Here is a 10,821-nt window from a genome sequence, read left to right as displayed (position 1 = left end):
GATGATTTAACTTACGACCCGATAATAGCCTAGGAATTACATCATTTGTAAAAATGTGGATTAAAGGACTACCTCTTAAGTGGTTGTTCCTTTAGCATAAAGTAAAATGGGTTAATTGGTGTATACACCCAAATAATTACAAAATTATACAATTATATCTTCCAATTATTACCTTTTAATTTATGCGAAAGTTTTATGCAACGCTAGTGATACAAGATAGTATTTGTGATACCTGGGAGCTACTTGCGGACGCGATATATCCCGGTGGTTCAACAAAATTGAAAACGCTTGGGTATCCTTATATTGGACATGCCAAATGTGAATGGGCCAAAAAAATATCCCCTATAGTTGATGTAAAAAAAATACTTCAAAGAGTTTTCAGGTTTTCCGTGAAGGGCTACTCCGTTTAGCGGCTTCCCCTGTGCCGAGCTAGAAAAATAAAATGTATTGTGAATAGCTTAACCCAAGAGAAATGCTTTTTAGTTGCGTAGTCGCCAAATAGCCGCCAAAATGGCGAAAAACATCTAAAAGTACATGCAAGCGGATGAAATACAGAAGAGCTAGGGTTGGTCAGAAACAGATAATAGGGAAGCATTCTGGAAAGCAGCTGAAAGCATCGGAAAAGTATCTCCGAAATCGAGTAGACTGTGATGAGCGGTCTCTAGGGTTCGAATACCTAACTCTCCGCCAGAAATGATAAAAGACACAAGCTCGGCTTCGACAGTCTTTCGTGATTTTAGGCATATGCAGAAAACAAAAATCCTTTAATCATGCGGGTTGCAAGACTTATCCACAGGTATACACAATAAAAAATGGATCAGTTGGATATGAATACCCTGCGGCGATTGGCAGCGAGCATCCAGCGATTCCTTGGCGACGAACCATCTGTGGCTAGTGCGGCGGAAGCCCCTTCTCTAAAGTTAATGGCAAGTCGTCCCCTGGGTGGACACGCTCAGCTTAAATGGGACCGGAAGTATGTGTGGATAAACCCCTTCACGATCAGTAAAAGTATACCACCCTTAAGCATTAGAAATATATGGGTTGATCATGAGGTGGTTTGAGGAATGCCGGGAACAATATTTTCCTCTATACAATTCACTATGCAAAGCGGCAAATTACCGGGGTGTTTGCTAATGCGGCCGGCCTGAAGATATTCCAGGAATTAAATACACCGGTGCGGGAGAACGGGTAATTCATTCTCTTCCTGCACCGGTGTTTGTATAGATGGCCTGTCCCAGGATTTAGGTTTGGTAGAAGTTAGCTGCCGATCTCCCCTTTAGCATCTTTTAACCTGTAGCTTTTGCCGTTCATGTTCAGGATTTCCGCCCGGTGGATAAGCCGGTCCACCAGGGCTGCGGACATGGCCTGGTCATTGCCAAGAAATGCGGGCCACTTTGAAAATTCCAGGTTGGTGGTAATCATGGTGCTGCTAACTTCATATCTGGCGGCAAAAACCTGAAACAGGAGGCTGGCACCATGCTTCGGTCGTCGGTCGTCAGGCAGCAGTCGTCGGGTTTGCATGTATTTCTTTAGGGTCTTTTTATTTTTGACCCAAAAGTATTACTTTCACACCGACGTCTGACGACTTACGACCGAATAGCCAAGTTCATCGCAGATAAGCAGATGGCAGTTGTTTAACGCCTTAAGATATTGGGAGAGCCGCCGTTCCTTTTGGGCTTCACTCATCTGGTTAACCAGGTCGGAGGCTCTTTTAAAGCGAACAATAAAACCCCGGCGAATGGCTTCAAGGCCGAGGGCGATGGACATATAAGCTTTTCCGGTGCCGCTGTTACCAATGGCAATAAGATTCCTTTTTTCGGTGATGTAGCGGCAGTCGACCAGTTCCCATACCTGCTCCCGGTTTAGTTTCGGTAAACGCTTAGTATCAAACTCAAAGGTATCTAAGACGCGGATAACGGGGAACCCGGCCGCCTTTGTCCGCCGTTCCATACCCCGGCGTTCCTTTTCCAGCACCTCCATCTCCAAGAGCCGGAGGAGGTTATCAGAGAAATCGGCCTCCTTTGAGATATGCCGGCTAAATCCCGCCACCAGCGGAAGTTTTAGCCGTTTAGCCAGAGCTGCGATTTTTGCTTGTTTTTCCTCAGTCATGCTTTACTTCACCACCCATTAGGCTGTCATATTCAGTTAAGTCGGTGTGTTTGACTGTAATAGATGGTTGGAGTTCACTCTCTGTAGTAGGAATACTGATCTTGAGGTAAAAACAAACCAATTGATAGGTGGGAGAGCCGCTTTGGTTAGCCTGGTGTACTGCCCACAGGAGTTGGTCGGGGTCTACACTTCGCCCCAGTAACATAATTTGCAGGAGCTGTTGTTGCTTGTCTTTAGCCCTGCACCGGTTTAGAAAATCTTTAAGTTCCTGGGCATGATGCCTTTTTTCAGGGGTACCGCATTCATGACCGCCCTTGGTTTACGGGTCAGCAGTTCCAGGTAGTGTTCGGGAATGTATTGATGATCGCCCTTGCGCAGAGCTTTGGTAGGGGTATAGATCTCCTTGCCCCGATGCCACACCGATACGGTAAAGGGACTTGGAGTCTGTATCTTCCTTGGGTTTAGGACCACGGGACTTTTCTACCTTGGCCAGCCACGAGAGCGTTGCCTTTGGCTTTTCCAGAATTGACTTCCTAACTTCCCGAGGGGTTCCGGGGTTATTGTAGGTACTGACCAGCCGTTCTACCACAGATTTGGCCAAACGCTCCGTGATGACCTTGTTAGCAAAGGCTTGCTGCACATCCCCGGGCATCCGGGCGATTTCCTGGGCGGTATGGGGGCATAACTGCCCCGCCCTGACCAAATCCACAACACTTGCGGCCAGTCTTCCGCCAATGCCAGGCGCTTGTTAACCAAACTGACAGAACGCCCGACCATAAAGGCTACCTCGGTTGATGAGCCCGTATTCCCGGAGGGCCTTCTCGCATCGTTCCAGTTCCCGGCTGCCCACCGAAATGGCCAGGACATTATTGCCTTGGATAGCCCTGACCGGTATTTCTTCAATTTTGCTTCGCATCATTTCCATCGATGCACCTCCTCACCTTAAAAGTAGCAGGTAACTTGGTGCAGCGCCTTTTTTGCAAAGAAGATATTGGCCTATACGATAAAATTATTGGTATCCTTCCAGTATTGATACGCTAACCAATTGCCGAATTCCGGCGGTGACCGCAGGACAGGGGCAATCAGTCCATTCAGTTGTTGGGCCTTTTTGTACTGTGACTTATCCCGATGTTTTCGCCCGATAACCTGGGATGTGGTAACGCCAAAGTTTTTTATGATCTGGGCTCCATAGCGAATCAGGTAGGGCAAGGTCTGGTAAAGCTTTTGCAAAAACCGGGAAATGGTGGTGTGACTGAAGGTCTCTAAGCCGAAGAAATTAATTACTTTTTGGGCGGTTACCCGCATGCTTTCACCGCTGGATAAATACCGGGCTGCGGCATAAAGATACACAAAGACAGGATAGGGACGGTTGGGGAGTTTGAAGGACGGCCAGATGATCCGGTAACTGCCATCGTCCATGAGCAGGATGGGGCATTCGATTGTGATTTGACGGTAGTGAAGAATCATGAGTTATTGTTTGTTCTTCTTGATTACGGCTCCATAAGAAATGAACTCCTGAAGTTCTTCCTCGCTGAATGCCCGGATTTCTTGGGAGAGCCCTTTTTTGAAATTGACCTGGGAGTTTTTTAATGTTATTATCATTTTGCTGATGGTTGTTTGGTGAATGGTTGTTTTTTTGGAAAAATAAACTTACCATTTTTTCGCCAACATTTCCAGTCAGCTTTTTCTTTTACCTACAGTAATATGGCCCCCAATTTAATGAGCGCAAAAAGAAAAAGGGCCACTTTGTGGCCCCTATTTTTATGAGCGTTGGGTGCCATTTTGGTATCTATTGAACTGAGCGAATCCAGTAAGTCTCCACCGCCGGGAATTAGTATAGTTTAACCAAAGTACGCTTACTTTTTTTCTGGCTTAAAAAGCTTAAGTATTTGCGCCCGCCGCTTGTTTGGGAAAACTAAAATAAAAAGTAGCACCTTTGTCAACTTCGCCAATCATCCAGGCATGACCATTGTGCCTTTTGAGTATTTTTTGACATATAGCTAGTCCGACACCTGAACCTTCAAACTCATTTTGTGAATGAAGTCTTTGGAATACTCCAAAAAGCCGAGCTGAATAACGCATATCGAAGCCTACACCATTATCTTTGACTGCAAAGATGTATTCGTTTTCGCTCTCACTAAAGCTAACTTCGATTATGGCAAGTTCCCTGTTGCGCGTATACTTTAATGCATTAGAAAGTATATTCGAAACAAGCATTTTCATCATTACAGGATCACCATTTACATTAGGCAGGGGCTTGAGATTTAATTTTACTTGCCGTTGACCGTGTAGATGAATAAGCTCATTATACACATCAAGAAACAAATGTTCTAGTTGTATAACTTCATTTTGCATTGGCATTTCACACATCTTGGAGAACTCAAGCAAATGATCAATAATAGCGATGACTTCTACAGATTTTTCCTGAATAATAGTAACCAGCTCTTGGCCTTCACTATCTAGTTTATCCCGATAATCTGCAATAAGATATTCAATAAGCTTATTAATTGACAGCAGGGGAGCTTTTAAATCGTGAGATATCGTATAGCAAAAGCTGTCTAACTCGCGATTAGCTTCTTTGAGCGATTCAGTTTGCTGCTTTAGTTTGATATGTGTTTTGACACGGGCTAGCAGTTCGGAGGTGTTGAAGGGCTTAACTACATAATCTTGTGCTCCTAATTCGAATCCCTTCCGGATACTTTCTTCATCGTTGCTGGCAGTTAAAAATATGATGGGGATACTACTAAAAGCACGGTTGCTTTTAATTGTTTTACACAGTTCAAAGCCATCCATTTCAGGCATATAAATATCTAATAGAATCAAATCCGGTTGATGCTTACTTAATAGTTCCAGAGCTGTACTCCATTTCTTGGCAATTCTTATTCTAAAATTGTTTTCATGCAGTACTGCTACAACTGCTTCAATATGTTCTGGTGTATCTTCTACCAGCAATATTTCAGGTTGATTGTTCTTTTGGATGATTTCCAAGGGTATCATCTCCGTGAATATTTCTAGATGCTTAAATATTAAACGAAGGATCATGTCAAAAACAATCCCTTGTTTCGTAACTCATCATCAAACTGCTCGCCATGCCGCTGCTTTCAAAGTGGTCCGCCAAGCCAAATATCTCCGGCGGGCGAGAAATAAATTGGATCTTTCTGTTTTGAGAATTGCAAACGCTGTTTTTGTAGTTTACAATAACTTTCAAGGCAAAGAGGCTGTAGTGCAGAGCTTGCACACCAATTTCTTTGCCTTGTTTTTTGTAACTGGTTGACAAGTCTTTTCGCCAAACCAGTGATTTTTGATGACTTTTGCATACCAAGCAGGTTTTGGGGGGTATGAACGTGAGCTCAAAAATGATCATAAAACAGTCAACGATCAGTGCGCTGATCTTAGGAATATTTTTCCTCATAGCAATATTGCTGGGAGGAAGTATTTTATATATGAATTCTAGCATTAAAGCCGAACAAACTGCTGAAAAAAGAAGAACAGAATTCAAACAGCTTGGTCTTACTCTGGCCAAAGCTTCCGATTATTTGACAGAGGAAGCAAGAAAGTATGCTGTAACGAAAGATATCACCCATTTAAATAATTATTGGGAAGAAATTAATATAACCAAAACAAGAGATAAGGTTATAGACCGACTTGCTGAACTTGATTCACCACCTGCAGAAAAGGAGCTGTTAGCACAGGCGAAAAGACATTCCGATGACCTTGTAGAAACTGAGAGACATTCCATGAGGTTGGTTTTAGAAGGTCTGGGAGTAACAGAAGCTAACATGGTTCCTGAAGTCGCCAGTTATCGTTTAAATATTGTAGAACAGCAGCTAACCAAAGAGGAAAAATTTGCTAAGGCACGTGAGATTATGTTTGATGCTCAGTATGACGCGAATAAGAAAAGTATCATGGCACCGATCGACAAATTTCAACAAGTTATGAATGCACGTTTGGAAGCTGAATTGGAAGCTGCTCGTGAAGGTACCAGAAGAGCAGCAATTTTACAAGCAATACTTGCCGGTATTATTATTGGCGCAGTCGCTCTGCTGATTAGAATTCTTTTTACGCAAATAAACGATCCAATTAGGAATTATACGGCGTTATTGCAAGACATTTCTTTTAGTAATGAAAGTTTTAGGCTTATCCCCGAGGGCTCGCATGAACTCAGACTGCTGGCTAAGACGTTCAATGATTTATATAGCTCATTCCAAGAAGAACTGGTTAAACGAAAACAAGCAGAAGAAACTATGAAAATTGCTAAAGATGAGGCTGAGCGTGCCAACAGTGCCAAAAGTGAGTTTTTGGCCAACATGAGCCATGAAATTAGAACACCGCTAAATACAATAACAGGATACACATATTTATTGGAGAACAGCGACTTAAATTCAAAGCAAAAAGAGTATGCCGATAAGATTGATATGGCGGCTAAGAATTTACTGGGCATTATCAATGAAATTCTCGATTTTTCGAAAATCGAAGCACATAGGATGACACTTGAGTTGGTTGATTTTGACTTATTTAGTATTTTAGATGATCTCTGCGGTATGGTTGGTTTTGAAGCTCAACGCAAGGGGATTAAACTTGATTTAAACATCAAACCTGGTGTTCCACAGTATATAAAAGGAGATCCTGTGCGGCTCAAACAGGTGGTCTTAAACCTGCTGGCCAATAGCGTAAAGTTTACCCATGAGGGGAGTATAGATATTCTGGTGGAATTACTGGGAAAAGACCAAAACCAGGTTAGTTTACGATTTAGCGTTACGGATACAGGGATAGGCATACCTGAAGAACAGAAAAAGTCGCTTTTCGAAGTTTTTACCCAGGGAGATGCATCAACATCAAGAAAATATGGCGGTACAGGTTTAGGGTTGGCTATTTGTAAAAGAATGGTTGAACTTATGGGTGGCTATATATCTGTAGAAAGTGAAATAGGGAAAGGGTCCACATTTAGTTTTACAATTAATTTTGCCATTGCAGACAGTATTCCCATAAAACAAGAGGAAGGTGAAATTGCAAGGTTAACAAGGATATTCGAAAAGAAAAAAATTCTGCTGATCGAGGATAATCTAATTAATTTGCAAATGACTAAAGAAATTCTTGACCAATTAGGTTTTGACACCGATACAGCTGAAAACGGTTTTATAGCTTTGCAAAGGGTTGAACAAAAGTGTTACGATGCTATTTTAATCGATATTCGCATGCCCGAGATGGACGGGTACGAAACAACACGCCGCATAAGGGCTTTACAGGACACTGAGAACCTGCCCATTATCGCTTTGTCGGCAGATGCAGTAGAAGGCGTGGCTGAAAAGGCTAAAGCAGCAGGTATGAACGGGTATTTGACTAAGCCTTTAAATCCATTAAAACTTATTGATATTTTGAAGAGTTATATTGAAATCGAAGCTATTAGCGAAGACTTAGAGGACTTGCCTGATGAACGAACCGAAGCAGTAAAAGATGCTCAAGCTTGTCTTGATTGGGAAAAGGGTGTCAGAAGAATAGGTGGTAATAAGAGGAAATACAGAGAAATTATACGGCAATTTATCAGCAATCATAGTGAAGATGCAAATAAACTTGAGTATCTTTTATCTTCAAATGATTTGACAGAAGCGAAAATACTGGTCCATACAATCAAAGGCATTGCCAATAATATCGGAGCAATAAGCTTGCAGGATGCAAGCGTAACCCTGGAAAAAGCGATATTAGATAATGATCAAAAACAGCTTGAACAAGCCATGCATGACTTCAAGGTAAATTTGCGGGCACTTTGTGTTTATGCGGCTACTCAGTTAGACAATGTGCTTAATATTGAAGAAGAGGAAGAAAACAAGGTTGATTTTGGAGATGTTCATGAGGTTCTCATGAAGCTGCTTGCTTTGTTGCAGGCTGGGGATGTTGAGGCAAAAAATTTGTTTCAAGCTTGTAAGAATCAGCTTAAGCAAAACTTAGAGGAAAAAGATTATGATCAATTAGCTAAAAATATCTCGTCCTATAATCTCTACGAAGCAGCAGCAGATTTGCAGGAGCTTATTTTGAGAATAAATCGAAAAGGTGCTTGAAATGGGTCGGGTAAGGGAGAAATAAAAAATGTATAAAGTGTTGATTATTGATGATGACAGATCAACAAGATATATGCTCAAGCGGTTTAAGAAGTGGGAATCCTATGGCTTTGTTATTGCAGACGAAGCTTGTGACGGCAAAGAGGCTTTGCAAAAGCTGAAATCAAGTCATTTTGACTTGATTATTACAGATATCAAAATGCCGGGTATGGATGGCATTGAGTTTCTGCAGGAGCTCAAAAGCATGAAATGGCAAGCCTGTGTTATTTTTCTCAGTACACATAGCGATTTTGAATATGCTAAACAAGGTATACGATTAGGTGTGTTTGACTATATGACCAAACCTCTTAATGGTGATTTGTTGAGCGAAGCTTTAGAAAGAGCAAAAACCTATCTGGATGAAGAATACCTAAAAAGAACGAAGATTGAAGCGGAGAAAAAGCAGCTTACAGAAAGTGCCAAGCTCTATTATCCCAAGAAGCGTGAAAAAACACTGGCAGCTTGCTTGTTATCGGGCAGTCCTCAGATCACCGAAGAGATTGAAAGTACTTTTGTGGAAATTACTGAAATGTTCGAGGGTGATCTATACAAAATAGGCATTTTGCTGAACACGATGCTCGTTAATCTAAGTGAAGAGATTTATGCTGCCTTTCCCTGGCTACAAAAACTTGAAGGAAATACTTTCACATTTGATATGACAGATGCTCAATCAATTGCTGAGATGAAGCAAAAATTTCTGGTTTATATTAACAGCAGCTTAGAAATGATCAAGAAATATGAATTGCATCATGCCGATAGTGTGATCAGGAGAACTTGTGCTTATGTTATAGATCATGTTGAACAGGATATTAAGCTGGAAATGATCGCCAACGAAGTGCATATCAGCAAAGATTATATCGGCAAGCTGTTCAAGCAGAAGACAGGCTGTAACTTTAACGATTTTGTAACCAAAGTCAAAATGGAACATGCCAAATACCTCATTCGAACAGGTGAATTTAAAAACTATGAAGTGAGTGAGAAATTAGGCTATAGTAAGCCAGATTATTTCAGTCGTCTCTTCAAGAAATATACCGGGTACACGCCTACCGAATTTAAAAAATTATACAATAATCTTGTCTGATTACATTTAAAAAATGTTCTGGACAGGTTAAAAATTTTTAATCATTACAGATTTTTGGGGTGAAATTACTGTTTTATGATGTTCAATTTGATTAAGCTGCAGTGTAAGATATCAATAGATGATGACTATAGATGATGACTTGGGTAAGTCATTGGAGCATAGCTAGGGCGCTATGGAAAATACACATTCGATGTCGAGTGTGGATTTTTCATAGCGCCTCTTGCTTTGTTCAAGAGATTAGTCATCATAACCACATTACGTTCATGGCCATGAAATGTGTGTTGGTAATCTTGGATTTAATTTAAGGAGAGAAGGTGTTTATAGAGATGAAAATGCAATTTACGAGAAAATTTAGAAAGGGCATAGCTGTTACAGTTGCTCTTGTGCTTGCTGTGTCGATGCTTTTGGCAGGGTGCGGGACATCGAAAACAGGAGGGTCAAATGAAGCAAATTCAGGTACACAAACAGCTGCAACAGATGCCGGTGATACGATCAAGGTTGGTATTTTGCATTCTTTAAGCGGTACGATGGCGATCAGTGAAGTATCTGTAAAGGATGCTGAAATGATGGCCATCGAGGAAATCAATGCTTCCGGTGGTCTTCTTGGCAAAAAGATTGAACCCATCATTGAAGATGGTGCTTCCGATTGGCCTAAATTTGCAGAAAAGGCAAATAAGCTTTTGCAAAATGATAAAGTCGCAACTGTTTTTGGTTGTTGGACTTCTGCCAGCCGTAAAGCAGTACTTCCGGTATTTGAAGCGAATAACGGACTTTTGTGGTATCCGGTCCAATATGAGGGGATGGAAGCTTCGCCAAACATTTTCTACACAGGTGCTGCTCCAAATCAGCAAATAGTACCGGCTGTTGAATGGTTGCTGCAAAACAAAGGCAAAAAGTTCTTCCTCCTTGGTTCTGATTATGTCTTCCCCAGAACAGCCAATAAAATCATCAAAGCACAGCTTAAGGCTATGGGTGGAGAACTGATTGCTGAAGAATATACACCCCTTGGACATACGGACTATAGTACGATTATTAACAAAATCAAGGCAGCTAAACCGGATGTTGTCTTCAACACATTGAACGGTGACAGCAACGTTGCCTTCTTCAAGCAGTTAAAAGATGCAGGGATAACTTCGAAAGACCTGACTACCTGCTCAGTGAGTGTTGCAGAAGAAGAAATTCGCGGCATTGGCGCTGAAAACATGAAGGGGCATCTCGTTTCTTGGAATTATTATCAGACTACAGACACTCCCGAAAACAAAGAGTTTGTTAAGAAATACAAGGAAAAATACGGCGAAAATTATAATGGATAAAGAAAACTAGACAAAAAAACAGCTTTATTTAAGGTGGATCGTTGCCGTGAGAAAATCATATTCTGGGGAGTTCAAAGCCAAGGTTGTACTGGAAATTCTCAAGGAAGAGAAAACCATATCCCAGATTGCTTCAGAGTATGGGATTCATCCAAATCAATTGCTTAAATGGAAAAAAGAGGCAATAAGATCTCTGGCAGAAGTTCTTGAAGATGGTCGTAGAAAG

At 41.5% G+C, this 10,821-nt stretch carries 9 protein-coding genes and 1 pseudogene; 5 read left to right on the top strand and 5 right to left on the bottom strand.

Annotated elements, in window-relative coordinates; all coding sequences use genetic code 11:
• Positions 1-1,257: 1,257 nt before the first annotated feature.
• The 5 genes and pseudogenes from P378_RS22630 to P378_RS18665 form a co-directional block, all read right to left on the bottom strand.
• Positions 1,258-2,109, bottom strand: a pseudogene (locus P378_RS22630) (ATP-binding protein).
• A 319-nt stretch (positions 2,110-2,428) separates the two neighbouring features.
• Complete coding sequence (locus P378_RS19165) at positions 2,429-2,818, bottom strand: hypothetical protein (protein ID WP_143338570.1); 390 nt, start codon at positions 2,816-2,818, stop codon at positions 2,429-2,431.
• A gap of 39 nt (positions 2,819-2,857) precedes the next feature.
• Positions 2,858-3,034 carry a hypothetical protein gene (locus tag P378_RS19920; RefSeq protein ID WP_180261185.1) on the bottom strand — a complete coding sequence of 59 codons (177 nt, stop codon included), beginning with the start codon at positions 3,032-3,034 and terminating at the stop codon, positions 2,858-2,860.
• 71 nt (positions 3,035-3,105) lie between these two features.
• Positions 3,106-3,576, bottom strand: a complete 471-nt coding sequence (locus tag P378_RS18670) for a hypothetical protein (RefSeq protein ID WP_099084259.1) — start codon at positions 3,574-3,576, stop codon at positions 3,106-3,108.
• Positions 3,577-3,990: 414 nt separating this feature from the next.
• Complete coding sequence (locus P378_RS18665) at positions 3,991-5,106, bottom strand: sensor histidine kinase (protein ID WP_099084264.1); 1,116 nt, start codon at positions 5,104-5,106, stop codon at positions 3,991-3,993.
• Between the two features lie 43 nt (positions 5,107-5,149).
• Here P378_RS18665 and P378_RS19160 point away from each other — a divergent pair, with 43 nt between their 5' ends.
• The 5 genes from P378_RS19160 to P378_RS18640 all read left to right on the top strand — a co-directional run.
• Positions 5,150-5,383 (top strand): hypothetical protein, encoded by a 234-nt coding sequence (locus P378_RS19160; protein ID WP_143338568.1) that lies wholly within the window; start codon positions 5,150-5,152, stop codon positions 5,381-5,383.
• Between the two features lie 70 nt (positions 5,384-5,453).
• Complete coding sequence (locus P378_RS18655; RefSeq protein ID WP_238473433.1) at positions 5,454-8,165, top strand: hybrid sensor histidine kinase/response regulator; 2,712 nt, start codon at positions 5,454-5,456, stop codon at positions 8,163-8,165.
• A gap of 28 nt (positions 8,166-8,193) precedes the next feature.
• On the top strand, positions 8,194-9,285 hold the full coding sequence (locus P378_RS18650; protein ID WP_099084257.1) for a response regulator transcription factor: 1,092 nt from the start codon (positions 8,194-8,196) through the stop codon (positions 9,283-9,285).
• A gap of 326 nt (positions 9,286-9,611) precedes the next feature.
• Positions 9,612-10,598 (top strand): transporter substrate-binding protein, encoded by a 987-nt coding sequence (locus P378_RS18645; protein ID WP_338013967.1) that lies wholly within the window; start codon positions 9,612-9,614, stop codon positions 10,596-10,598.
• Positions 10,599-10,644: 46 nt separating this feature from the next.
• The coding region (locus P378_RS18640) for a transposase (protein ID WP_143338566.1) at positions 10,645-10,821 on the top strand (177 nt) is incomplete at its 3' end.

This window comes from Desulforamulus profundi, from assembly GCF_002607855.1.
This window is presented reverse-complemented; position numbering and strand designations above follow the sequence as displayed.

Coding starts and splice junctions, on each gene's coding strand:
- P378_RS19920 (WP_180261185.1), bottom strand. CDS start 3,034: ATGGAAATGATGCGAAGCAAAATTGAAGAAATACCGGTCAGGGCTATC.
- P378_RS18670 (WP_099084259.1), bottom strand. CDS start 3,576: ATGATTCTTCACTACCGTCAAATCACAATCGAATGCCCCATCCTGCTC.
- P378_RS18665 (WP_099084264.1), bottom strand. CDS start 5,106: ATGATACCCTTGGAAATCATCCAAAAGAACAATCAACCTGAAATATTG.
- P378_RS19160 (WP_143338568.1), top strand. CDS start 5,150: ATGTCAAAAACAATCCCTTGTTTCGTAACTCATCATCAAACTGCTCGC.
- P378_RS18650 (WP_099084257.1), top strand. CDS start 8,194: ATGTATAAAGTGTTGATTATTGATGATGACAGATCAACAAGATATATG.
- P378_RS18645 (WP_338013967.1), top strand. CDS start 9,612: ATGAAAATGCAATTTACGAGAAAATTTAGAAAGGGCATAGCTGTTACA.